Source organism: Alicyclobacillus sp. TC, from assembly GCF_016804365.1.
GTDB lineage: Bacteria > Bacillota > Bacilli > Alicyclobacillales > Alicyclobacillaceae > Alicyclobacillus_I > Alicyclobacillus_I tolerans.
Window position 1 is genome coordinate 494,425 of sequence record NZ_CP044434.1, and the last position, 24,771, is coordinate 519,195.

At 44.2% G+C, this 24,771-nt stretch carries 24 protein-coding genes; 20 read left to right on the forward strand and 4 right to left on the reverse strand.

What is annotated here, in order from left to right:
* Positions 1–77: 77 nt before the first annotated feature.
* Positions 78–305, reverse strand: coding sequence for a hypothetical protein (locus tag FY534_RS02450; RefSeq protein WP_072873552.1), 228 nt, complete (start codon positions 303–305; stop codon positions 78–80).
* A gap of 179 nt (positions 306–484) precedes the next feature.
* On the opposite strand from FY534_RS02450, the gene mutY reads away from it, so the two are divergent.
* From mutY to ytvI, 8 genes are all read left to right on the forward strand, one after another.
* Positions 485–1,630 carry an A/G-specific adenine glycosylase gene (mutY, locus tag FY534_RS02455; RefSeq protein WP_203115077.1) on the forward strand — a complete coding sequence of 382 codons (1,146 nt, stop codon included), beginning with the start codon at positions 485–487 and terminating at the stop codon, positions 1,628–1,630.
* A gap of 32 nt (positions 1,631–1,662) precedes the next feature.
* Positions 1,663–2,274 (forward strand): Bax inhibitor-1/YccA family protein, encoded by a 612-nt coding sequence (locus FY534_RS02460; protein WP_238413628.1) that lies wholly within the window; start codon positions 1,663–1,665, stop codon positions 2,272–2,274.
* A 148-nt stretch (positions 2,275–2,422) separates the two neighbouring features.
* Positions 2,423–4,840 (forward strand): leucine--tRNA ligase, encoded by a 2,418-nt coding sequence (leuS, locus tag FY534_RS02465; protein WP_072873549.1) that lies wholly within the window; start codon positions 2,423–2,425, stop codon positions 4,838–4,840.
* Positions 4,841–5,013: 173 nt separating this feature from the next.
* On the forward strand, positions 5,014–5,739 hold the full coding sequence (locus FY534_RS02470; RefSeq protein WP_238413629.1) for a FadR/GntR family transcriptional regulator: 726 nt from the start codon (positions 5,014–5,016) through the stop codon (positions 5,737–5,739).
* Positions 5,740–5,910: 171 nt separating this feature from the next.
* A complete protein-coding gene (locus tag FY534_RS02475; RefSeq protein ID WP_072873547.1) occupies positions 5,911–6,333 on the forward strand; it encodes a potassium channel family protein in 423 nt (140 codons plus the stop codon).
* Positions 6,334–6,529: 196 nt separating this feature from the next.
* Positions 6,530–7,243, forward strand: coding sequence for a purine-nucleoside phosphorylase (gene deoD / locus FY534_RS02480; protein WP_203115078.1), 714 nt, complete (start codon positions 6,530–6,532; stop codon positions 7,241–7,243).
* Between the two features lie 7 nt (positions 7,244–7,250).
* Positions 7,251–7,439, forward strand: coding sequence for a hypothetical protein (locus FY534_RS02485; protein WP_072873545.1), 189 nt, complete (start codon positions 7,251–7,253; stop codon positions 7,437–7,439).
* 48 nt (positions 7,440–7,487) lie between these two features.
* Entirely contained in the window at positions 7,488–8,603 is a 1,116-nt protein-coding gene (ytvI, locus tag FY534_RS02490; RefSeq protein ID WP_238413630.1) for a sporulation integral membrane protein YtvI, read from the forward strand.
* A 58-nt stretch (positions 8,604–8,661) separates the two neighbouring features.
* On the opposite strand, the gene FY534_RS02495 is transcribed toward ytvI, so the two are convergent.
* Positions 8,662–9,225, reverse strand: coding sequence for a transcriptional regulator (locus FY534_RS02495; RefSeq protein WP_072873544.1), 564 nt, complete (start codon positions 9,223–9,225; stop codon positions 8,662–8,664).
* Positions 9,226–9,405: 180 nt separating this feature from the next.
* On the opposite strand from FY534_RS02495, the gene FY534_RS02500 reads away from it, so the two are divergent.
* The 10 genes from FY534_RS02500 (at position 9,406) to queG (ending at position 19,655) form a co-directional block, all read left to right on the forward strand.
* On the forward strand, positions 9,406–10,053 hold the full coding sequence (locus tag FY534_RS02500; RefSeq protein ID WP_203115079.1) for a DUF1054 domain-containing protein: 648 nt from the start codon (positions 9,406–9,408) through the stop codon (positions 10,051–10,053).
* 139 nt (positions 10,054–10,192) lie between these two features.
* A complete protein-coding gene (locus FY534_RS02505) occupies positions 10,193–11,761 on the forward strand; it encodes a long-chain-fatty-acid--CoA ligase (protein WP_203115080.1) in 1,569 nt (522 codons plus the stop codon).
* A gap of 50 nt (positions 11,762–11,811) precedes the next feature.
* Positions 11,812–13,263: a bifunctional metallophosphatase/5'-nucleotidase gene (locus FY534_RS02510; RefSeq protein WP_203115081.1), complete on the forward strand. Its 1,452-nt coding sequence runs from the start codon at positions 11,812–11,814 to the stop codon at positions 13,261–13,263.
* Complete coding sequence (nth, locus tag FY534_RS02515; RefSeq protein WP_203115082.1) at positions 13,263–14,003, forward strand: endonuclease III; 741 nt, start codon at positions 13,263–13,265, stop codon at positions 14,001–14,003. Before FY534_RS02510 ends, nth begins: the two co-directional genes overlap by 1 nt.
* Before the next feature lie 23 nt (positions 14,004–14,026).
* Entirely contained in the window at positions 14,027–14,620 is a 594-nt protein-coding gene (locus FY534_RS02520) for a DUF2140 family protein (protein WP_072873540.1), read from the forward strand.
* 168 nt (positions 14,621–14,788) lie between these two features.
* Positions 14,789–16,597, forward strand: a complete 1,809-nt coding sequence (locus tag FY534_RS02525; protein WP_238413631.1) for a spore germination protein — start codon at positions 14,789–14,791, stop codon at positions 16,595–16,597.
* Between the two features lie 34 nt (positions 16,598–16,631).
* Positions 16,632–17,777, forward strand: a complete 1,146-nt coding sequence (locus tag FY534_RS02530) for a GerAB/ArcD/ProY family transporter (protein ID WP_203115083.1) — start codon at positions 16,632–16,634, stop codon at positions 17,775–17,777.
* Positions 17,770–17,943, forward strand: a complete 174-nt coding sequence (locus FY534_RS02535; RefSeq protein ID WP_165611952.1) for a hypothetical protein — start codon at positions 17,770–17,772, stop codon at positions 17,941–17,943. Before FY534_RS02530 ends, FY534_RS02535 begins: the two co-directional genes overlap by 8 nt.
* A gap of 99 nt (positions 17,944–18,042) precedes the next feature.
* Positions 18,043–18,504: a ribonuclease HI gene (rnhA, locus tag FY534_RS02540; RefSeq protein ID WP_072873584.1), complete on the forward strand. Its 462-nt coding sequence runs from the start codon at positions 18,043–18,045 to the stop codon at positions 18,502–18,504.
* Complete coding sequence (gene queG / locus FY534_RS02545) at positions 18,501–19,655, forward strand: tRNA epoxyqueuosine(34) reductase QueG (RefSeq protein WP_072873538.1); 1,155 nt, start codon at positions 18,501–18,503, stop codon at positions 19,653–19,655. Before rnhA ends, queG begins: the two co-directional genes overlap by 4 nt.
* Positions 19,656–19,664: 9 nt before the next feature.
* Here the strand turns inward: queG and FY534_RS02550 are convergent, their stop codons facing one another.
* Positions 19,665–21,095, reverse strand: a complete 1,431-nt coding sequence (locus FY534_RS02550) for a phosphotransferase (protein WP_203115084.1) — start codon at positions 21,093–21,095, stop codon at positions 19,665–19,667.
* 213 nt (positions 21,096–21,308) lie between these two features.
* On the opposite strand from FY534_RS02550, the gene FY534_RS02555 reads away from it, so the two are divergent.
* Entirely contained in the window at positions 21,309–22,463 is a 1,155-nt protein-coding gene (locus tag FY534_RS02555; protein WP_072873536.1) for a hypothetical protein, read from the forward strand.
* 101 nt (positions 22,464–22,564) lie between these two features.
* On the opposite strand, the gene FY534_RS02560 is transcribed toward FY534_RS02555, so the two are convergent.
* The gene (locus FY534_RS02560) at positions 22,565–23,650 is read right to left on the reverse strand and encodes an isocitrate/isopropylmalate family dehydrogenase (protein WP_203115085.1); all 1,086 of its coding nucleotides are present in this window, start codon (positions 23,648–23,650) and stop codon (positions 22,565–22,567) included.
* A gap of 142 nt (positions 23,651–23,792) precedes the next feature.
* On the opposite strand from FY534_RS02560, the gene FY534_RS02565 reads away from it, so the two are divergent.
* Positions 23,793–24,767 (forward strand): amidase domain-containing protein, encoded by a 975-nt coding sequence (locus FY534_RS02565; protein WP_072873534.1) that lies wholly within the window; start codon positions 23,793–23,795, stop codon positions 24,765–24,767.
* The last annotated feature ends 4 nt before the right edge of the window (positions 24,768–24,771 follow it).

Sequence of the window (24,771 nt, forward strand, 5' to 3'; positions counted from 1 at the left end):
AAACGGGAGAAGAAGCGGAATGGCTTTTTGCCTTCCCGCTTCTGTTCCGCTGCCAGTGAGGGCTCTTGCGAGTGGGGCTACTCCTGAATCTCCTTCATGACTTCTGATGCGATTTGCGCAGCGCCATTGCCGACTGAGCCAGAATTCATTCGCGGCGCGTTTTGCGTTTTACGGAACGCTTCCCAGGCCGCGATACCGACACTCGCACCAATTACTAAGGCGGTCATTGTGCCGATACCGTTTCGTCGGCGGGGCATAAATCGGCCACGCACAGAATTGGCAACCCCGTTCATCATATCCCACATGGTTAGCACCTCCCGCCGCTAGTGTGTCCATTTTGCAGGAATGTACGCATGATTTAAAACGCTGTATAATATCAACAGGGATCTTTTCCTCTCGCGGCAGTGTTTTTTCTAAAGGTTTAAAGGAGGTAGGGGCAGCATTCTGAGCAAGAAAGCTGTGAAAATCATCAACAGAGATCGTCATGGATGAAAATTTTCAGGAATATGGACATAAACTGGTGACGTGGTACCGACAAAACCGTCGCGATTTGCCATGGCGAAGAACTTGCGATGTTTACGCCATCTGGGTTTCTGAAACCATGTTGCAGCAAACGCGAGTGGAGACGGTCATTCCTTACTATTTGCGCTTTCTTTCAGCGTTTCCTGGTGTCGCTGATTTAGCCAAAGCTTCCGAAGAACAGGTGCTCAAACATTGGCAAGGGCTGGGCTATTATCGGCGCGCTAAAAACTTACACCTTGCTGCAAAACAGGTCTGTCAAGAATGGGGTGGAGATTTTCCCAAGACGAGAGACGGATGGTTGCAATTGGCAGGCGTAGGGGATTACACTGCGGGGGCTGTACTCAGCATTGCTATGGGTCAACCTGAGCCAGCTATTGACGGCAACGTACTGCGCGTAATGTCACGCTTGCTTTGTATTCGCGAGCCGGTACGTAACACCAACGTTGTTCGAAGGATACGCAAATTGCTCGAATATTGGCTGACAAACGATGTTCCATCGGACGTAACACAATCGATCATGGAACTTGGCGCGATTGTCTGTACACCGAGATCGCCACAATGTTTGTTATGTCCGCTTGCCGAGGGTTGCAGGGCGAAACGTGAAGGCTGTGCCGCAGAATTGCCTGTGAAAGTGGCTAAGGCTGCTCGTAAAAAGATGCTGGTGAGTGCCCTTTGGTTAGAACACGCAGGTCAGTTGCTCATTGAACAGCGTCCTGAGGAAGGCTTATTAGGGGGAATGTGGCAATTGCCGTCTTTGTCCGAAGAGCGGACAGAGGATGGCGGCTCCGAGTTGCCTTCTGCTTTGCGCTTGGCCGAATCTTTAATGGAACGTTTGGTTGCAGGTTCTTTGCTCGCGGATGAGATCAGCGAATCACCTCAACCCTATCTGGTGCCAGTTGCCACAGAGAAGCACGTCTTTACTCATCTTGAATGGGAAGTTCATGTTTGTCGTCCAGTGGGTTTAGCTTTAGAGAAACTTTTTGGACAGAGTCAGAAAAGAATGGAGCGCATGATTTGGGTTCCTGTGGAAGATTGGGACAAATATGCGTGGCCGCGAGTGTATGAAAAAATTTTGGAGAAACTGTTAAGCGAAAGGGTGAATATTTGATGCAGACGTACTCAGTATCTCGTGGAAGCTTAATGAGTAGAGTGTTTTTAGGATTGTTTGCTTCACTTTTGTTTGCGACGATTGGCGTTTACGCTGGGCAATTCGTGCCTCCCGTTTTGGTGAGTATTGCTATGTTTGCGGAGATTATTATGATTGTGGTGGCCATGTTTCTTCAGCGCAGGCGAACCATTGGCTATCCATTTGTTTTTAGTTTCACTTTCATTTCTGGGTTAACACTTTACCCAACGATTGCGTATTACACGCAAACTTACGGTTCAGGTCTGGTATTGGAGGCACTTGGTGTAACAGCAATTTCCTTTTTGGTTGCAAGTATTGTAGCGTCTCGCAGTTCCATGGATTTTTCATTCCTCGGCGGATTTCTTTTTATTGGACTCATCGCCCTGATTTTGATGGGGATTGTGTCCTTCTTCGTGCACTTTGGAACTACCGGACAATTGATCTACTCTTTCATCGGAATTGCCATATTTATTGGCTATATTCTTTTTGACGTGAACCGTCTTTCCAAATACGGTGTAGCTGAACAATATGTTCCTTGGATTGTTTTGTCACTCTACTTGGACATCATCAACCTCTTCCTGTTTATTCTCCAGTTCTTCGGAGTTAGTTCAAATTCGCGCCGTTAACGATTCTATTGCAGGAGCTATCTGATGGCTCGCAAAAAGTGAAAATTGTTGGCATAAAAAAGGTCGGGCTGAATGTCCGACTTTTCTTCTGCCTGGGATTGCGGTATACTGCTTTCCAATCTGTAGTGGAACGGCAGGAGTGGTGACGTTGGAATATGTAGCAAAAACCATTGAGGCTAAATGGAAAGAAAAATGGAAAAAAGACAATATGAGTCGTGTTCAAGAAGACAGTCAAAAACCAAAATATTATTGTTTGGATATGTTTCCCTACCCTTCAGGAGAGGGATTACATGTAGGACATTGGCGAGGATATACCATTTCTGATGTCTGGAGTCGTTACAAACTCTTACAGGGTTATGATGTGTTGCATCCCATGGGTTGGGATGCGTTTGGTTTGCCAGCAGAAAATTACGCGATTGCCCATGGTGTTCATCCAGCCCTATCAACGTCCAAAAATATTCAAAATTTCAAGCGTCAGCTGGAACAGATTGGCGCTTTGTATGATTGGGATCGGGAAGTGAATACAAGTTCTCCAGATTTCTATCACTGGACACAATTTTTCTTTGTGAAAATGTTTGAAAAAGGACTGGCTTATCGCAAGAAAATGCCAATTAATTGGTGCCCCAGTTGTAAAACAGGCCTTGCTAATGAAGAAGTTGTCGATGGTTGTTGCGACCGCTGTGGTGCGGAAGTGACAAAGCGGGAAATGAATCAGTGGATGCTCAAAATTACCGCTTATGCAGATCGGCTGTTGGACGATCTCGATAAACTCGAATGGCCGGAACATGTGAAACGCATGCAACGAGCATGGATTGGTCGAAGTGAAGGAGCGCGAATTCTATTTGGTGTCGCAGGACATCCCGATGAGCAAATTGAGGTGTTCAGTACTCGGCCCGACACGCTGTATGGCGCTACCTATATGGTGCTTGCTCCAGAACATCCGTTGGTTCAGAAGATCAGCACAACTGAAAAGCAAAACGAAGTGAACGCGTATGTGGAAGAAACCTTAAAAAAATCAGCTGTTAGCCGGCAGATTGTGGACAAGAGCAAAACTGGCGTATTTACAGGTGCGTACGCTATCCATCCTCTTACTGGTGCGGAGTTGCCCATTTGGATAGCTGATTATGTTTTGATGGATTATGGAACTGGTGCAATTATGGCCGTTCCCGCACATGATGAAAGAGATTTTGAATTCGCCCAGACGTTTGGTCTACCCATTCGTACAGTGGTAACAGAGCCAGGAAAGGAAGCAGAAGATGGAGTTCTTTACCTAGGGGATGGTGTGCTGGTCAATTCAGAGGGGCTCAATGGTCTGACGGTAGCAGATGCCAAGAAGGCCATGATTCAATTGCTTGAAGAGAAGAAAAAAGGGGAGCAAACCATTTCTTATCGGTTGCGTGACTGGGTATTTGCCCGCCAGCGTTACTGGGGCGAACCTATTCCTATCCTTTATTGCGATACGTGTGGGACTGTTCCAGTGCCTGTAGACGATTTGCCTGTTCGTCTGCCTGATGTGGAAAAGTACGAGCCAACAGGCACTGGTGAATCGCCACTTGCGGCCATTCCCGAATTCGTAAATACTACGTGTCCACGATGTGGGGGGGCGGCACGTCGAGAAACAGACACAATGCCACAGTGGGCAGGGTCCAGTTGGTATTTTTTGCGTTATGTCGACCCGCACAATCCAAACGCTCCATTTAGCAAGGAAAAAGCGGATGCCTGGTTGCCTGTGGATATGTATATTGGCGGTGTGGAGCATGCGGTATTGCATCTTCTCTATGCGCGTTTCTTTACAAAAGTCATTCATGACCTTCAAATGATTGACTTTGATGAACCGTTTCAGCACCTTTTTACGCAGGGTATGATCACGTTAAACGGTGCAAAAATGAGCAAATCAAAAGGAAACGTTGTGAGTCCGGATGAAATTATTGACAAATACGGTGCTGATGCACTGCGGATGTACGAAATGTTTGTGGGGCCACCCGAAGATGAAGCGGAATGGAATACCAACGGATTGGAAGGTGTCGCTCGTTTTCTGCAGAGGTTATACCGACTATTCGCTCAAGCTATGGGTGAACCTGTTCCGGCTCGTGACAGTTTGAACAAGTTGCGTCATCGTTTTGTGGCTACGCTGACAGAACGAATGGAGCAGTTCCGCTTTAATACCGCCGTAAGTGCCTTTATGGAATATATCAATGCGTTGCAGGCGGAGAGCGCACATGGACTAGATCTGGCTACTTTAGAAACTTTGGCTGTTTGTCTGTCTCCGTTTGCTCCCCATCTGGGCGAGGAACTTTGGTCGCTTTTGGGACATTCGTCATCCGTTTTTGCGACATCATGGCCAAAAGTGGATGAAAAATGGTTGCGTGATGATGAGGTTGAACTTGTGGTACAAATTAATGGCAGAGTGCGCGGTCATTTGCGCATGCCAGCGGATGCTTCTCAAGAAGCGGTCATTGCGTCTGCCAAGAAGCTTCCAGAAATTATAGGATGGTTAAACGATGGTGTCATTGTCAAGGAAGTATACGTTCCTGGCAAGTTGTTGAATCTTGTCGTGAAAGCTTGAGCGAATGTAGGCTGTCGATGCGTGTTCTGAGAAGTCTCTGCCTTTCGGTAAGGGAGTGGTCACTGAGTGGCTTTGATCTCAAACTGTAGATTCTGCGCTTGGAAGATAAATATAGGCGAAAAGATCAGTGTCTTAGGGCGTAGGCCGCTCATTCTGCGAAGCGAGGAACGTCCATGGAATCTCATAAACTGTATATGCGTGTAGCACAAAAAATTCGTTCACAAATAGAGTCAGGTGAATACCGCCCTGGAACAAAGTTGCCGCCGTTGGCTCATTTGGCGGAAACTTACCAATGCAGCAGAGCAACAGTGCGAGAAGCGCTAGGAATGTTGCGTGGTCAAGGGCTGGTAGAGTTTCGCCATGGCGATGGAACTTATGTGCGAACGGCGAGTGTAGAGATGTGGATGGAGCCGTTGGAGGCTGCGTGGTTACTGGGCATTGGCGAGGTCGAAGACCTGCTCGACACATTGATTGCCGTGTTGGCAGGTGTGGCAACGGTGGCTGCTCGAGAGCGAGGCAGCCGCGATTACAGTGCACTGTCTTATGCTGTATTTGAGATGGAATGTGCCGCTCATCATATGGAAGCGCGCCTGTCTGCTGAGTTACGTTTTTTTGAAGTGCTAGCTCAAGTGGCTGAAAACTCTATTTTAGAAAATGCTTTTCGCATTTTACAGGAGCCATTTCGCTCTGCTCTTCGTGTGCTTGGTTTGCCGGGTGATCTCGGTATTTCCATTTGCCGCGATTTATATCATGCTGTACAAATGGAGAAAGTCCGCGAAGCAAGAGAAATTGTCTATAGGTATGGCGATCAACTGCGTTCTGCAGTAGCTCGTGCCCGACAGGGGGAAATGGATGCCGCCGCAACTGAGGAGAAAAAGCCCACCAAGGCAGACAGATAACGCATCGACACCGTGAAAATCCGTTCTGAATAGAGAGTAAGACTTGTAGCTAGTGAAAAAATTTGATCACAATAGAGCAAGCCCATTTGGTTATTGTCACTGTTATAATGATGAAGATTGGTGTATAATAGTCCTGTAAGCGCTTCCATTTGGAGCGGGGGAGAGAGCTATATGACAAAGTTACTTATTGCCAGCTTGTCTAATTCAGGACTGGAATATTTGCATCGTGCTCAAGCGCTTGGTCTTGAAGCTCATGTACTTGATTGTTTTGAAGGGCATCGAGGAGAATTAAAATCGAGATACGGTAAAGCGCTCATTGAAACAGATGCAAGAAAAACAGATGTTATTCGAGCGGTATCTTCTTATCAGTTTGATGTAGCCTTGATTGAAGAAGACAGTGATTTTGTTCGGACAGCTTTGATAGCGCAGTCGTTACGGGAAGCCAATATTCCATTAGTCATTGTGTTGACTGCTGATGCCAATAAAATTCGTCTTTACCGTCGCAGTGGCGCTCATCGTGTTATTGTGGCTCGTGATTGTAGTGAAGCTTGGACATTATGTCAACGTTATTTTGTAGCTAATCTTCCTGCCTGAAGGTGGGATGTTGAATATTTTATGATTACCCCCTATGCAAGTTTTATGTGATATTCCTCCCAATTCATCAGAGGACCCGTCCCATAGCCTAGTCCATTTGCCCAGGTTTGTTTGGCTGGGCAAATTGTCGTATCTCGGCGCTTTTCTCCTTTCCATAGAAGTGGCATAATACGAATAAAAACGAGGAGAACATTCAATGAGCATTCATTTAGCTGCCAAGCACGGGGAAATTGCCGAATCTGTTTTGCTTCCGGGCGATCCGTTACGTGCTAAGTTTATAGCTGAAAATTATTTAGAGAATGCGCAAATGTATAATGAAGTACGAGGAATGTATGGATTTACTGGATTTTATAAAGGGAACCGCGTTTCTGTGCAGGGAACAGGGATGGGTGTGCCTTCGATTTCGATTTACGCTCATGAATTGATGGTTGATTATGGAGTCCGGCGACTCATACGTGTAGGTACTGCAGGGGCGCTTCATGCAGATATGAAGGTTAGAGATATCGTTTTAGCCATGAGTGCTTCCACAGATTCTGCTGTGCCGAGTCTGCGCTTGCCAGGTGTTCACTATGCAGCAACCGCTGATTTCGCGTTGCTGGAAGAAGCTTATCACGTAGCCGAACGGATCGGAAGAAAATATTGGGTAGGTAATATCTTTACGTCCGATACGTTTTATCATGAAGATGAAAGCATCTATCAGCGACTGCAAAATTACGGAGTGTTGGCAGTTGAGATGGAAACTGCTGCGCTCTATACCTTGGCAGCTCGCTATGGACGCAGAGCACTTTCTATTCTTACCATTAGTGATCATATCCTGACAGGAGATACCACGACTTCGGAAGAGAGACAAACTTCCTTCCGTGATATGATGGAAATAGCTTTAGAAGCGATGATAGTTGAGGAGGGTTAATGTCATCATGATGTCACGTGGACAAAAAATAATTATGTTGCTTTTTGCCATTTTCGGAGCAGCTTCGTTAGCATCAGCCAGTTACATTATGTCCATACCCAAACATAATATCGAGGCTACATTACTCTTTATTTTGGCATTTTTACTCATTGGTACGGGTTTTACATTGCGTCGAGTTTTTTTGCGCAAAGTGTAATGCCTATCTGAATGTTGAAATTGAGCATCGGCAGAGAGGAGCAAGGCGGTGCTGGCACGTGAAGAAAGCCTGCATAAATATTGGTTGCGCGTAGCAGAAGTTGCCGCGTTGTTTCTTTTTGTCGCTCTGGTCATTCTTGTTGTTGGATTACTATTAAAATATATTCTTCCATTCATTCTTGGCTGGATAGTGGCTGTCTTGTTATTGCCTGTGGTTCGCTTTTTGGAAGAAATTCGTATACCGCGCTTATTAGCTGTATTGCTGACGCTTGGTATTTGTGTGGCATTACTGGTCGTCTTTTTTGTCGCGGCTATTGTTGGTGTGGCAAGAGAAGCGCCAACCTTGACGTTGGGTTCTGAATATTTACTGCGTTCAGGAGAGCTATGGATTCATCAACAAGTCCTGCGCGGCGAGATCTTATACGGTAATTTGCCGCCACAAGTGGCGAATCAACTGCAGAATACTTTTGTGCACGTATTAGCGAGTGCAGAAAAATGGTTGCAAAAATTTGCGACAGAAGTGCTAATGTCCGTCACGCATCTGCCAGAAACTATTTTTGTTGCCATTATTGCAGTCATTACAGCCTTTTTCTTGTTATTGCATAGGGAGAGCATGACAAAACGTTTTTTTCGTATACTGCCTCCCGGATGGTCCGCTAAAATGGAAGGTGTTATTCGCGATATTCATAAAGCGTTTGTGGGTACCATCCGGGTTCAATTATTACTGATGATTCTATCTGCTGTGCTTGGCATTGGCGGACTTCTTCTCTTGCACTTTAGGTTTGCTGTACTGCTTGGAATTCTGTTTGGTCTCTTTGGTATAGTACCTATTGTGGGATCTGCGTTGTTAACTGTACCTTGGGCTCTACTGGCCTTTACAACCGGTCATCTGTCCATTGCCATAAAAATACTCTCATTGCAAGTGGGTGTTTCGATACTCAGGCATTTGATTGAACCTAAATTTCTTGCCAATAACGTAGGACTTGATATACTTTCCACGCTATTTGCACTCTACGTAGGTTTACAAGCTATGGGTTTTATAGGTTTGTTCATTGGCCCCATTTTGCTCATTGCGGTAAAGAGCCTGTTTGCTTCACATTTGTTTGTTGATTTGCTTCCCAACTCAGTAAATCCAATGCTTGACTCTGAGGAACAAGTTAAATAGTGTGGATTATACTTTTTCGAATGTGCAATAAGCTGTCTGAAGTTGGAAACCTACAGCCTTAATGAGAATCCTGTAAAATCTTTTTTGCGCGTTGTAAGATTGCAAACAGTGTTTTTGAATCATCATCAAGCTGTTCTGAAGATATTTCTGTAAAAGAACTGCTTTGAGGGTGGATTACTTGTACTTCCAATTGTCCAATCCGATTGGCCAAATCTTTATTCAGATTTTCTAGCTGAGAAGCGTGCTGCTGGAGATGTTGAAACTTTTGTTCGTACGTTTGCAGAAAATGTAAAATATCGGTCATTGACAATTCCTGCGATACGCTTTTCTGATGTGGATTGGAGTCTGAAGTCTCTACTTCTTGAATACTCGAATGTACTTTACTCGTTTTCCTTTCTTCTTTTGCCTTTTCAATTTCATCCCGATAGTGTTTGCGAACAACACCGTTCCATCGGTAGCCGCAAGCAGCGGATGTTCGGCCTAATAATGTGGCAGCTTCGTCAAAAGCGCGCAATTGAGTGCTTCCAGAACGAATATGTTGAAGTACAAGATTTGCTAGCTTCACATCGTCTTCTGGAGACCAGGCGTCAGAACGAGACACCGTTTTTTCATCAGATGTCACTGTATTTCCTCCTTTGCAACCAACCTTTTCAAGAGGGAGGTTTCTGAAAGATTTCAACAAAGGCAAGTAACCTTTGCGTACGTTGCAGCTTTTATGAGTATGTTATGTTGCAACCTTGCAATCGTGAACAAATTTCTGAAAAAAACGTAGGAACATTTGAATGGAAAGGAAGAGAACAGGTTGAATTTAGAAGATTTTCCGGTATTTCAAGCAGACGACTTTTCAGTATTTGATGTGCCCGATCTCGATGGAAGAATGCAAGCCATTAAATCTGTTATTCGACCTAAGTTAGAAAAAATCGGTGCCCAGTTTGCGCAACAACTCTCTTATGATTTACATCGTCCTGTTTATGCTCATGTAGCCAAACATGCAAGACGGACAGTCAATCCTCCTAAAGATACGTGGGTAGCATTCTCAGAGAATCCTCGTGGCTATAAACAGCATCCACATTTTCAATTGGGTATTTGGCCAACACATGTTTTTGTCATGTTTGGCGTTCTCTACGAGTCCCCCAATAAATCAGCGATTGTTCAACGTCTCGAAAACCATGCAGAAACGATTATCAAACATATTCCAGGGGACTATTTTTGGATGGAAGATCATACGAAACCAATTTATCTTCCAGCACGGGATGTTCATGTGGAAAAATTTAAAGATATGGCGGAAAAATGTAAAAATCGTCGCCAAGGAGACTTGTTGATAGGAAAAAAATGGTCTGACGAGCAAATTCTTGAGATGCAAGCCCATCAAGCGTTAGCTTCATTTCAAGAGGTCTTTCAACGTCTATTGTCCATCTACCAGTTGACAACCGATATTGGAAATGGATGAACATTTATTGCAAGGTCATCAATAATGACGGATCGTCATAAAATATTTGGAAGTCTCGATTATCTAGCAGGAAACTCGCTTTATATCACGAATGCCTCAATGTAAGCCTTATCATGACACGGTGTCAGGAGGTAAAGAAATGATTGCTAGTGGAGCCGCTATCGATATACCTAATCAGATGATTTTTGATATGTTGGCCGAATCTGCGAGTCGCAATCCAGACGGAGCGGCAATTCACTTTATGGGGCATACTTTAAAGTATGGGCAGTTACTGGGAGCTGTCAAAAAATTTATGGGTTTTTTGCGCTCAAAAGGTATTCAACAGGGCGATCGCGTGGGTATCATGTTGCCAAACTGCCCTCAGTACGTTATAGCTTATTATGCTATTACGGGAATTGGTGCTGTCGTAGTGCAGGTCAATCCCATGAGCACCGCTCCAGAACTCTCCTATTTACTTGAAGATTCGGGTATGCGCATGCTGATTTTACTCGATTCATTCTTACCTGTTCTTGAAAAAATGACAGAAAGACATGCTTTACAAGACCTTGTGGTAGTAAATTTACAAGGAGGAGCGACAGACTCTCTGCCGACTCAAGCAGTTTCATTTATGGAAGTGTTGATGGCCGCAAGTCCTGCTGAACCTGTAAAGAATCTTTCACCTGCTGATACTCTCGCTGTGTTGCAATATACCGGAGGGACTACAGGTCGACCTAAAGGTGCTATGCTTTCGCACAGAAATATTGTAGCCAATGCCGTTCAGTCCACGCATACTGTTGAAAACGGTGTTCGACCGGACGATATTACGCTGGCTGCTTTACCGTTTTTTCATGTCTACGCTATGACAGTTGCCATGAATCTTCCTCTTGTCAGTGGTATTCCCTTGGTGATTTTGCCGCGTTTCTCCGTACAGGATGCTCTAGATGCGATCCAAAATTATAAAATAACTTTGTTTCCAGCTGTTCCCACTATGTATGTAGCACTGGCTCAAGCTGTTACACCCGGTTCGGATATATTGTCTTCTTTGCGCGTATGCAATTGCGGGGGAGCACCTATGCCTGTGAAGGTCTTGGAAATTTTTGAACAGGTCACTGGCGCAACTGTTTTAGAAGGTTATGGATTATCCGAGGCGTCACCCGTCACACACAGCAATCCATCGCTTGCATCTCGTAAAATAGGCAGTATTGGTAAGCTTATTCCAGGTACGTCTGCGAAGATTGTCAATCCTGATAATCCAGCAGAAGAAGTTCCGGTTGGAAGTGAAGGAGAATTAGCCATTGCTGGACCTCAGGTTATGTTAGGCTATTGGCAGCGTCCTGAGGAGACGGCAGCAGTACTTTTGGATGGCTGGCTGTTGACAGGAGATATTGCTACTATGGATGAGGATGGATTTTTTTCTATCGTCGATCGTAAAAAAGATATGATTATCGCCAGTGGTTACAATGTATATCCGCGCGAAGTAGAGGAAGCGCTCTATCGCCATCCGGCTATTCTAGAAGCCGCTGTAATTGGTGTAGAGGATGATTATCGGGGAGAGACGGTAAAGGCTTACGTGGTTCTAAGGCCAGGCATGTCGGTCAGTGAGGAAGAGCTTCACGCGTTTTGCCGGGAGCAACTTGCTGCTTATAAAGTTCCACGCAGCTTCGAATTTAGGGATAGTTTGCCTAAGTCAGCCGTTGGTAAAGTGCTCCGCCGTGCGCTAAAAAGTTAGCAAACGGTATCCGAAATCGCGCGGTCATGGATATCGAGGGGGATGACCGCATGAAAATTCATTTGCTGCACACAAACGATTTGCACAGCTCTCTCGAAAATTATATGCGCGTAGGCCATCGCCTGCGCGCTCTTCGTGCAGATTTGACAGCTTCCAAGGAAGTAGTATGGACGTTTGATATTGGAGATTTAATCGACCGCGTTCGTCCGGAAACTGAGGCGTCGCTGGGCAGAGTCAACGCGGCTATGATGCGCGCTCTATCTGTAGATGCATGGGTTTTTGGGAACAACGAGGGTCTTACTTTACCCAGCAGTGTATGGGGGGAACTCGGTAACTTAGCAAACACGCGTATACTTTGTGCCAATCTTCAGCAGCTCAATGGTCAATCGTTTCCATTTTTTGATCGCGCGTTGATTTTATCTCAGGAAAATGTGACCATAGGAGTTTTTGGATTGACGGCAGCTTATCCACTTGCCTATCAACCGCTTGGTGTTAAGGCTGCTCCGCCTTTTGAAACGGCGAAAGAGGTTGTTCAAGAACTGCGCGGGAAAGGTTGCAGTGTAGTCATCTGCCTCTCCCATTTGGGCCTTTTTGACGATCGCGTTTTAGCGCAACGTGTTCCAGGAATAGACGTGATTTTAGGAGGGCACACGCATCACTTTATGCACGAGCCGGAAGTCGTCGGTCATACCTACATTTTTCAGGCTGGCAAGCACGGTCGCGCTTTTGGGCATGTGTCGCTGGAATGGGTTTCAGATGAGAAGCGAGTAGGTTCTGTAAGTGTGGAACTTGTAGAAGTGAATGAATATGAACCCCTTGATAGGGCTATGCTGGCAGCCTATGAATCTTGGCGGTCGGAGATTGACACAGTGATGGGCAAACAAGTAGCGGAAATTCCAGAACGTTTAGAAGTGCGTTTCCGCGGTGAATCTGCCTTTGCTAATTTGTTAGCGGATGCTTTATTAGCGAATTATGATGCTCATCTTTCCATCATGATGTCAGGAGCTTTAACGGCCAGTCTGCTGCCAGGGCGTGCAGATCAATATCATCTTCTTGGAGCATGCAGCACACCAACTCGTCCTGTACTCATGAATCTGACCGGTCAGCAAATTCTCTCGATTCTTGAAGTAGGGCTGCAACCAGAGATTCAGATGAAATTAGGAAAGGGTTTTGGGTTCCGAGGAGCAGTGATTGGTCATCTTGCTGTTGCCGGGGCAGTGATTTATACAAAAGAATTGCAGGACGGTCAGCATGTGATTGAAAAGGTCATGCTGGCGGGGAAAGAAATGAATTTGGAAGGCGTTTATCGTGTTGCCACTTGTGAATATCTATATTTAACCCATACTTTTCCCCAGTTTCAATGCGGAACAGAAGTTACTTTTGGTGCACCTATGGTGAGAGAACTTCTGGTAAACTATATTCAACAGGAAAATGTTTGGGAAAAAGCGAATGAGATACGTTATCAGATAGATTCTACTGTGGATGAAGAGGAGAGTCAGTGATGCGGTTGTTGTCTAAGTCTCAGGCAAGAAAGATGCTAGCTAAGCTAGAGGCTGCCTATCCAGATGCAAAATGTGCTCTAAATTATACGACTCCTTTTGAATTACTGATTGCCACTATGTTATCCGCGCAATGCACGGATGTTCGCGTCAATCAGGTTACAGCAAGGTTATTTCAAAAATATCGTGAACCTGAGGAATTTGCTGCGGCTACATCGGAAGAGTTACAGGAGGAAATTAGGGAAGTTGGACTTTTTCGCGCCAAAGCGGATAATATTATTGCTGCTTCCAAAATGATTTTAAAAGAATATCATGGTCTTGTCCCGCAAACTCAAGACGAATTAATTCGTTTACCAGGAGTGGGGAGAAAAACGGCTAATGTTGTTGTCTCAAACGCTTTTGGTATCCCAGCGTTAGCAGTGGATACACATGTCAATCGCGTAGCCAATCGTTTAGGACTTGCCAATAGTTTGAAGCCTGATATTACTGAGAGACAGATTTGCCAGCGTATTCCACAAAAACTCTGGAGCCAGACGCATCACTGGTTGATTCAACATGGTCGGCAAGTTTGTACAGCGAGAAATCCTAAGTGCGAACTTTGTCCTGTTTTAGAATATTGTCAATTTTATCCTCGCTTGCAGAGTGATAAGCGGTTAAATGATAAAGTGTTTGAGATAAAACCACCAGTTGAGAAGAAGAAATCAAAAACGAGATCGGGCAAAAAGGTCGCCTCGTCCCTGTAAATGGACATACAGGAGGATAGAAGATGATTTGGAAACGAGCGTTTGTGGTTCTTCTCTCGATAAATTTGTTGGCAGCCATTGGACTGCTGGTTTGGGTTACGAGTTTTCCTAAACCGAGTGCTTCAACTGTTCCATTGCAGAGCATACCTTCGGGCACGCCAGCAAATATCCAAATGTCTATAGGAGACGAAGCCATCAACGCATATTTGGCCTATGATTTACCTCGTCAGAAAGATTTGAATCGGTTTTTGCAAAGTGCCAAAGTCAAATTTGCAAATAATTGGAAAGCTCAGCTCGATATTCTTTTTCTTGGCCGTGTCATACCATTCGATATGACTTTTTTGCCTGTGGTTGAAAATGGTAATTTGAATTTGCAGTTAGAGCAATCCAGTATGGGTGGTGTAGGACTACCCAACCGGCTTTTGTTTCTGTTTTTTGAACGCATGCCATGGCCCAACTGGATACAACTCCAGAGCCAGAACGATATGATTCAAGTTAATTTGAGTGAGCGACCTCAATCGCCCTTTCGAATTCGAGCACTTGCTTACAATCCTCGTACACGTCTGCTGACACTGGAAATCAGTATTTTTCCAGCTTTGACAAGTAAGATTTCTTGAGTCATGGTCTTGTATTTCCTCTCTTATTATTGGGTTACCCTCATCATTTCTTGGTCTAAACATACTTGAAGTTTACTGTCCCTGAATAAACTGTCTGACGCACGTACACGCTAACCTCACTGAAAAAAATCCGTTCCTGCACGGTCAAGAAAGTGAGGTGATGTCCGCGTGGCCTTAAAATTTCCACTTTGGTTAAGAAAATTATTGATTGTTGACGATTCCGTCATGGATGAGACATTCACATTGAATGAGTCGAGTCGGAGTTCAAATGGTGAAAACAATTCAGAGAGTTCAAACAGTACAACCGGCAGTTTTCTTCCTCTCGGTCACAAGGGCGGATCGACTGTACGACCGCGGGCGTTGCGGGAATATATCAAGCAGTCGGCGCAAGAGTACGATGTCAGTGTTGAGCATATGGCATCTTATGATGATGAACAGATTCCTGCCCACTTGGAAGAATGTAAAGATAAACTAAAATCCACGTTCCACCTGGACATCAATAAGGACGTTGTTGTACGAGAATTTACGATTGGGGTTCGTCGTCCCTGGAAAGCTTTTGCCGTTTTTGTTGATGGTATGGCAGATAAAAATATCATCAACACACACATTCTGCAGCCTTTAATGATTCTTACCCATATTCCTGAAGATGATAGTAAAAAACGAATGGATGCTATTGCTGAACGGTTATTGCCTGGCAATCAGGTGGAAGCCATCAATGAGTGGACAGATTTAGTCAACGCCGTTTTGGCAGGGTCGACTGTAGTTTTGGTGGACGGCTGTGACGCGGCTCTCACGGTAGAAACCAAAGGTTGGGAACACCGTACAGTGGGCACAGCGTTGACAGAAAATGTTGTACGTGGGCCGCATAACGGATTTACTGAAAGTTTTCGGGCAAATACAGGGTTAGTTCGTTCAATATTGAGATCGGAACATTTGGTGACCGATATTCTTTCCATTGGTAAATTGGCGCCAACTGATATTGGGGTCATGTGGATAGAAGGATTGACGAATCCAGAATTGGTTGAAGAAGTAAAAAAGCGAATCAAAGCGATAGAGGTAGATTATTTGCCAGATAGCGGTCTTCTTGAACAATTTTTAGATGATAAGCCCAATCTTCTGATTCCGCAAGTATTTTCAACTGAACGTCCCGATCGTATTGCATCGCTTTTAGTGGAAGGACATGTGGCCATTTTTGTTGGCAATAGTCCTTTTGTACTAGCGGTACCCGTTGTACTTTGGACCATGGTTCAGACATCGGAAGATGCTTACTTGCGTTTCCCTTTTGGTGCTTTTTTGCGAGGTTTGCGCTGGATTGCGTTAGTAGTCGCTCTGCTTTTGCCAGGGATGTATGTGGCTGTGACCAACTATCATCCAGAAATGATTCCAACCGATTTGATGTTGGCCATTGCTGGAAGCCGTGAACAAGTACCTTTTCCAGTAGTCGTAGAAATTCTCTTGATGGAATTTGCCATAGAATTAATTCGAGAAGCCGGAATTAGGATACCATCGGTAATTGGACCCACCATTGGTATAGTTGGAGCCCTTATTATTGGTCAGGCTGCCGTACAGGCTGGTATTGTTTCACCTTTACTCGTCATTGTTGTAGCTACAACTGCCTTAGCCAGCTTTACCATTCCAAATTACAATCTGAGCCTTGCTGTTCGTGTGGCACGATTTGTTTTCCTCATTGCTGGGGCGTTTTTGGGGTTTTATGGTATCGCAATTCTAGGGATTGTTTATCTGGTTCGACTTACAGTACAAAAATCATTTGGTGTACCCTTGTTGGCTCCGGTTGCACCTAGCATGGGCGGGTCTCCTGATGTACTCGTACGCGGCTATGTCTTTCAAATGAATCGTAGACCAGACTATCTCAAGCCGCTCAAACGATGGCGGCAGAGTCCTATTACCAGACCGTGGAGTGCGGAAACGCGACCTGTCCCCAATTTAACAAAGTCTAACAAGAAGTCTAAAAGCTAGTTATGACGAGTAAGTGCTGGAAAGGAAAGTGTCAATGAAGCAAAAAACGCGTGTCGGAACCAGAGAACTGATTGCTATGCTGACCATTTTTGTAGCTTCTAACGCTTTTCTCATGTATCCACGTTATGTTAGCCAGACAACGCTGGAAGCCGCTTGGATGGAACCTATTATATCAGGAGCTATAACCCTGATTGTATTTTTAATTGTTGAAATGTTGCTATCAAAATATTTTCCATATATGGATATTGTTCAGGTTTCACAAGAAACATTTGGAAAGCCAATAACGATGTTTTTTATACTGATTGTAGTAGGTTATTTTATTCTTTCCACAGCAAGTGTATCCAGACAATTTACAGAAAATGTTATCACGACAGTTTTGCCTTCAACACCTATCCTGCTGATTGGCGCTGTGTTTATGGCAGCATCTGCTTATATTGCCTATATGGGATTAGAAGGAATCTGTCGAACAGCGTATTTTGTGCAACCTATTTTAATCATTGGCATACTTGCTCTCTGTCTGATGACAGCCAACTGGTGGCATCCCATGTATCTTTTTCCATTTTGGGGCTCAGGACCTTGGGTAGTTTTGAAATCATCAGTTTTTTACATTTCTATCTTCAATAATGTGCTATTGCTGTGTGTCATTTTTCCACATGCCTATCATCCGCGTGATTTTCGAGTAATTGGTACAGTATCTATTGTTGTGTCTACATTGCTATTAACCGCGTTCTTGGTGACTTTCCATATGGTCTTTTCACCAGTGGAAGCAGGCAAGGCTTCATTTGCGCTTTACCAAATGGCACGCATGATATACTTGGGCAGGTTTTTTCAAAGATTGGAAAGTATTTTCGTTTTTCTTTGGGTTACAGCAGCCATCGTCAAAATGGCTGTAAGCCTTTGGGGAGCAGGATATTTGCTGGGTAAAGCAGTTGGATGGAAATCTTTTCGTCCTTCAATACCCTCCATTTCGTTGCTTTGTTTTGCTATTTCCTTATGGCATGCCGATTTGGTAAGGGTGATCACGATGGATGATCAGTACCTTATGCAATGGGGTTGGACGGTTGTTTTTGCGTTGCCCGTTTTTATCATTTTGAGTGGTGTCATCCGTCATCATTTACGTCGAGGTGGAGGGGGAAGAGATAAAAGAAGAAATAAAAGGAGGCGAACGGCACATGCTTAAATTTGTTTTTGCCATGATTGTTCCATTGATGATTCTGATATATACGATTTCTTTTGGATTGTGGATGCGCTCTAATCATCAAGGGTTTGGGTCTGCTGTAGCCTATGTACTGGGAGTTTTATCTTTTAGTGCATCAGGATTTATTTTCTGGCGGATGTTTACCTAAATGTTTTGCTGGTGGTTCGGACATTTCTAGAACGACTTCCTTTCCGGTATATAATGAAAAGGAGATAAGTGAGTGGACAAATAGGGAGTGGGAAATGAAGTGTCGGAATTATCTTTATCCAGCGAAGACGATTGGGTAGAAGTTTATACAGATGGAGCATGCAGCGGTAATCCAGGGCCAGGAGGATGGGCTGCTATTTTACTTTATCAAAATCATAGTAAGGAAATTTCCGGCGGCGAACTGCAGACGACAAACCAGCGCATGGAAATTCAAGCAGTAGTGGAAGCGCTGGCTTGTTTGCGTAAACCTTGTCGGGTTCGAATATACAGTGATTCAGCTTATGTGGTTAATTGTTTTCGCCAACGTTGGTATGTCAATTGGCGAAAAAATAATTGGAAAAACAGTAAAGGAGATTTAGTTCAAAACCGTGATTTGTGGGAGAGGTTGTTGCAAGAGGTAGAGCGCCATCAAGTGGAGTTTGCGAAAGTAAAAGGACATGCTGGGGATTTTTATAATGAACGGTGCGATGCCCTTGCTCGCGAGGCGGTGCCGAAGCGGTGAAAAGTTTGACGCTTGAAAGGCTGCAAGAAATAGCTCGTCCACTAAATTTTGCCGCGGTAGGCGCCACCGATGCCAGTCCGTTTGAAGAATTGCAACCCATTCTGAGCGAATATGCCAAACGAGGTTTGACTGGGTTTGAAGTGAGCGATATTCGTCAGCGTATGGATCCGCGTCAATGGCTGCCAGAAGCTGAATCGATTGTAGTTGTAGCAATGGCCTATTTGACGGAAAAGGGTTTGCATGAAGCTCGGTTACATCCGCGTTCGCGCCAACATGGACAGACTTCTGTATATGTTTATGGAGAAGATTACCACATTGTTTTGCGCAACCAGCTTCTCACTCTTCATGCTTTATTGGAAGAAGAGTGGGGCGGGTCTATTCCTGCTCGCGTCATTGTAGATACATCACCAATGGTCGATCGTCGTCTTGCAGAAAGGGCCGGAATTGGATGGATAGGTAAAAATTGTATGCTAATTGTTCCAGGGAGTGGTAGTTTTGTTTTTCTGGGAGCTATTTTATTAGGGATACCTATTCAAGGGAGTCAGCAATTAGCTATGCCTACTATGCAATGTGGTCATTGTGATTTGTGTCTCAAGGCTTGTCCAACAGGCGCTTTACTTGCTCCCGGAGTCATTCAGGCAACTGCTTGTCTCTCCTATGTCACACAAATGAAAGGTATTATACCTAAGGCGTATCGTGCCGCGTTGGGAAAAAGAATTTTTGGCTGTGATACCTGTCAATGGGTATGTCCTGAGAATCGTCATATAGAGTATGCTCATGCAACCGTCTTTGAACCTGAAAAGGATCAAGCTTATCCAGATTTGTTGAAGATTTTGCGCATGAGTCAGCGCCAATTTCAAAAGTTATATGGTCGCAGTGCTGCAGGCTGGCGAGGTGTACGCACTGTCCAGCGTAATGCTCTGATTGCCCTTGGCAATATGCGAGCAAGAGAAGCTCTAATGGAAATCATACCATTTCTTGATCACCATCGTCGTGAGTTACGGGCGAGTGCCGCTTATGCTCTGGGGCAAATTGGTGGACAGGTAGCTATGGATGTTCTAAAACAGAGACTTTCCATTGAAGAAGATGAAGAAATTCGCCAAGAATTAGTTGACGCTCTTCATCAAGCCTCTGTTGGAAACAACTCTTAAGCGAAATTTTTAATCAGGTAATTGCTGAATTTGTTCATGGAAAGAATCAAGAAATTGTTTGCGCCGTTCCGTCTGCTGCATATAGTTGTGTAACTGTTGTAATACCATTTCATTGTCTGTATTGGCTAGATGACTGTCGAGTATCCGCCAAATATGGTGCGGAAAGCGCAGTAAAGCTTCCAGTGTTGTATATTCACTTTTGCTCATTGTTCGCCATTCATTATATTGAACAAAAACATTATATGCGTAGTCGCTGGTCCAAAAAGTTGATTCTAATGTTCTTCGCAACAAATGCGACATATCCAGAACTCGCGGTGCAAAAGCAGACAAATCAAAATCAATAGCAGTGACTCTGTCTTCTGTTCCGTCATAGAGAAAATTCCGAGGTATGACATCTAAGTGGCAGAGACCTGCTTGAACCGTAGCGGATTTTAGATAATCGAGACAAGCATCAGATTGTAGTAATTGTATGGATTCTTCAGCTTCTTGAAGCAGCGATGAACGATGAGTTTGCAGCCATTCGTTAATTCTTTTAGATTGACGTGATTCGCTGGTTCGATTCAATACTTGTTCGAATTGCACCTTTCTTCTCTTCATCATGGCTCGTAAATCGACAGGTGTGGTGCGAAGTTTATCTTTTTGTTTGTATGTTCTTGTTTTTTCATGTAATTCAGCCAATAAATAAGCAACTTTTCCCAACTGGTGAAGTGAAGTAAAATTTGCAGGAACTCCGTTTATCCAATGATTGGCGTAATAAACGGTTTGTTGATATTCCACAAAGTAGCCCGCGTTTTTTGTACGCCAAATATTCGGAGTACCCTCAAATCCTTGCTCTTTAGCAAATTCAAGTGTATCCATTAAAATTTTCAATCGAGCAGGATGGACATGCGCCTCTTTAATCGAAAAACTTCCTTCAGGTGTAGTGATTTTCCATACTCCATTTACTTTGCTCAAACGTTCGAATTCGTTTGTGTAAGCATCAATAACCTGACGCGGTAGTCCTTCCAGACGTTGCTCAACTGACGAAGAACGAGCTTTGGAGAGAGAACGTTGAACCTGAGGAAGTGGTTGGGCTGTTCTCTTATTTTCTCTTTTATTTTCCCTGTTGATCACGGTAATATGTCCGGTGTTAGCAGCTTCTGCAGGTCGGTGAGTATGTTTTGACGCTGCTTCTTTGGCAGGAGTATGGGTTGGATATGAATCTTTCGAAGAACGGGCAGAAGCTGTTGGACGAACATCTTTTTCAGTTTTCTCTATGGGAACAGGACGCACAGGCACTGCTTCTGATACTTTTTCTTCCTCTTCATACTTCTTGTCCAGAGGCCACAGAGACTGTTTCCAACCTGATGGGTCTGTCTTATTTTGAAAAAAATAGGGAGGTTTCATGAGTTCTTCTAGCAACGCTTCCGCCCAAGGAGCAAGTTTTCGTCTTTTTCTCAACTTAGAACACCTCCAGGGCATTTAAGCCTGTTTGACTCCTTACAGACTATGAACGATCCTAGGCAATGGTGAAATGGATTTGCTTTGTTCATAGAAGTTTAAAGTTTTTTTGACAATCTAAACAGTTTGTCTGTTTTTACAGGATTAAGCTCGATATGATGAAGACAGAATAAATAAATAGGCATGAATGAAATAGTTGAGGAGGTGAAGATGATGTCTATGGGTGGATCAGTAACTCCATATCAATATTTGAGTTATGTTCTCTTGGCTTCTTTTCTCCTATCCATATTTTCAGTGCTCATTTATCAACTTGGCAGACGATTAATTCATCAAATCGTTGTCCAGGAAACTTCCACCAACCTTTCGGTAGAGACCAACTTAAAAAACGACGCTCTTGTCAAACTGGATGAGAAGTTACATCGTAAGTCCTCTTGGTTAGCTACGCCGTTACCTTATCGAATACTCTGGTACGGAATGGCCGTTTTATGGCTGTTGGCTGGAATTTTACAAGCACAACCGATGATGTTTACAAACCAATTTATAAGTTCCATACTTCAGAACGCCTATCTGACGCAAGTTCCTTTTTTGCGCACTTCGGATCTTGCTTTAATGGAACGTTGGAGCCACAATCCGGTTACAAGTAATATAGAAGCTATTATGATTCAACTCTTTATTGGCGTTTTACTTTTGCTCAATCGGCGCAATTGGCTTGGTTATACGGCCCTAGGTGGTTCTATAGTCTGGGGACTTTTAGTTTGGGCTTATGGTGAAGGATTTGGAAATACCTTTACGACGGGTCGTTCCTTTCTTTTGTCTGGGACGCCTGGAGCGGTTCTTTTCTATGTTGTAGCTTCTGTTTTACTTTTATTACCTATTCAAATCTGGGAAAATCCTCGATTTTACTCAATTATGCGAGTGGCGCTAGCTGTATTTTGGGGTTTGGCCGCCATATGGCAAATCATTCCTAGTAATGGAGCTTGGCAAGCAAAAACTTGGCAGAACTCTCTTCAGAGCATGATACAAACGCCTGCAGGTCAACCTTCTTGGGTAACTTCGGGAATCAATATGTTTATGCGCTTGGCCATTCAGCATGTCAGTCTAGTCAATAGTATTTCTATAGGCCTTTTCTTCTTTATTGCGGTATTGTTCTTGTTGCCCACACCACGCGCGCTTATGGTGGGGATTTCATGTCTTGTCCTTTTTTTGGTGTGGTGGTGGACGGAAGATTTTGGAGTGTTAGGGGGTATGGGAACAGATGTCAATGTCGCACCTTTAGTCGGCTTATTTACGGTGGCGTTTTACCCGAGCATACGAGTTCAAAAATATTTGGGTTCTTTTGGAAAGCCTGTGAAACATGATTTGAAGTGAGACGGAAAAAACCTATAGAGGACGGAAAATATGAGAAAGGATCTGCTTCTGGAGCATGAAAACATGCTTTCGCGGCAGATCCTTCTTCTGCTTCTGATGTTTTATACGCTTTCTCCAAGCGTACTCCATACTTCTAACTTTGTTTTTACTCGTTCAATGACTTCATCCGTAAATTCTGTCGTGGAAGCGCCTCCGCCCAAGTCAGAAGTACGACAACCGGTCATCACAGTTTCCAGAGTGCTTTCGTAGATAGCTCTCGATGCTGTTTGACAAGATTTATCTTCCATATAGGCGAGCAAGGAAGCGGTAGCTAAAATCATGGCCATTGGATTGGCAACGTTTTTGCCAAATAAGCTGGGAGCTGTTCCGTGTGGAGCTTCTGCCATTACCGTTTGAGGCTTACAATTATCGTCCAAAGAAAGAAGAATAGATTCAGATCCAGCAATCGTTCCAAACATTTGTAAAACGAGATCGCTCAAACAATCACCGTCACGATTGAGAGCTGGAATTACTAAAGGTTCTCCTGCTTTTACCAACAATAAAGCATATGTTGCGTCAATTAACTGAGGTTCATAGGGAACGTTGGGGTAACGTTCTGCAGCCCTATCCATTTCTTCTTTCAGCATTCCTTCATAAATAGGGGAAACAGTGAATTTTGGCCCACCAAACACTTTAGCATTCAGTCTTTTGGCGTGTTGAAAAGCATATTCGGCGACGCCTCGGCAAATTTTGCGAGAGATTTTTTCAGTACGATAGGCAATTTCTTCATTATCAACCGTCTCACGCCATTCTTTGGCACCATAAGCGTCATCAACAGCCATTCTTACAACAGAGATGGGTGAATATACACCTACTGGCGGTGCTACGCTTGGAATACGCCGGCCTGTGCGTACAATCACCGTTCCATTGATCTCTTTTCGTAAAATGGCGTTGGGACTTCCTACGTCGCCTTTTGTTTCCGGCGTAATCGTGGCTGCTTTAAGTCCATAACCATATTCACGCATTGCTTTTGCCGCTTCATGCACAATCTCGTTGTTGGTCTTGCGGCGGTTTTCCAGACTCAAATCAAAACGATGTAATTCTACGTCTACGCCGATTACATTAGCATCAAGCAGGCGTAATGACTGTTCGAGGAGTTCTTGACCTGTTTGGTCACCCTCCATGACAGCAATTTTGGGTTTGCTCATGAATGTCCACCCTTTCTATTTGATTCATTTCTGACGTGACATGGATTCCAGAGAGGAGTATACCATAGCCAACAGAGATTCTCATGAAAAATGAGCAAATATCGATTTACTGTCATAGTCTGCCCATGGTGAGGTGAACGTGGTGGAAGCGATTTTGCACGCCGTTCAAACATGGTTTGCTGCTCGAAACCAAGCATGGGTTAGTTTGGATAAAGATTCTAATTTACTAAGGAATGCGCCTGTTGCAACAGAATTGGGGCGGAAAGCGTGGCAGGAAGTGCGACGTATGCGTTCGGCAACTTTACATGACGGGATGCGTTTGGCACGAGCGCACACTTGTGTAGCCGTTTTAGATGTTCAATTTAAGGAAAATCGTCGCCTTGCAAAGGTTCTTGCCAACGAACTTGTCTATTTGACCAAGGTGTCTACGCCTGCCATGACTGTGGAGGCTAGACAGTTAGAGCATGAAATGACATGGCAGCGTAATCATCAACACTGGCAATTGAAAGAGGACCATCTGCTGGGGTTACAAGAGGATTGTAAGATGAATAATCGCATCATCAAACCTGCAGTTCATTGTGTATCGATGAGGGATGATATTGTCAACATAAGGCAATGGTATACGGGTAAACAGATGGGTTACTCGCGATTATTGGCTGTTCGATACGCAGACTTATGGTGGCAGAAACAAAATCCCCTATATGCACAGTATGAAAACGACAGTGCCAATTATGTGTCTCAGTGCCTGTTTGCAGCAGGACTTGGTATGAGTGAAAAAAATTCGCATGGATGGTGGATGGATACAGCCCGTCAGGAATATGCACCAGCCTGGACGATGCCGCATCTGCTCTATCATTCGTTGCTTTCACGTAAAAATGTCATACGACTGGAAAAATCCAGACAATGTATCGTGGGCGATCTCGTTTTTTATGATTGGCATGGGAATCATCGTCCCAGTCATGTTGCTATTGTAACAGATTTCGATCATCAAGGAAGGCCACTTGTGAACAGTCATTCCATGCATGTACAATATCGTCCTTATCGTTATCTCGATTCGCCCATTTATTCAGACCGTGTCCAGTATCTTTTTTTGAGAATTCCAGATGGAACCGTGTAAGTAC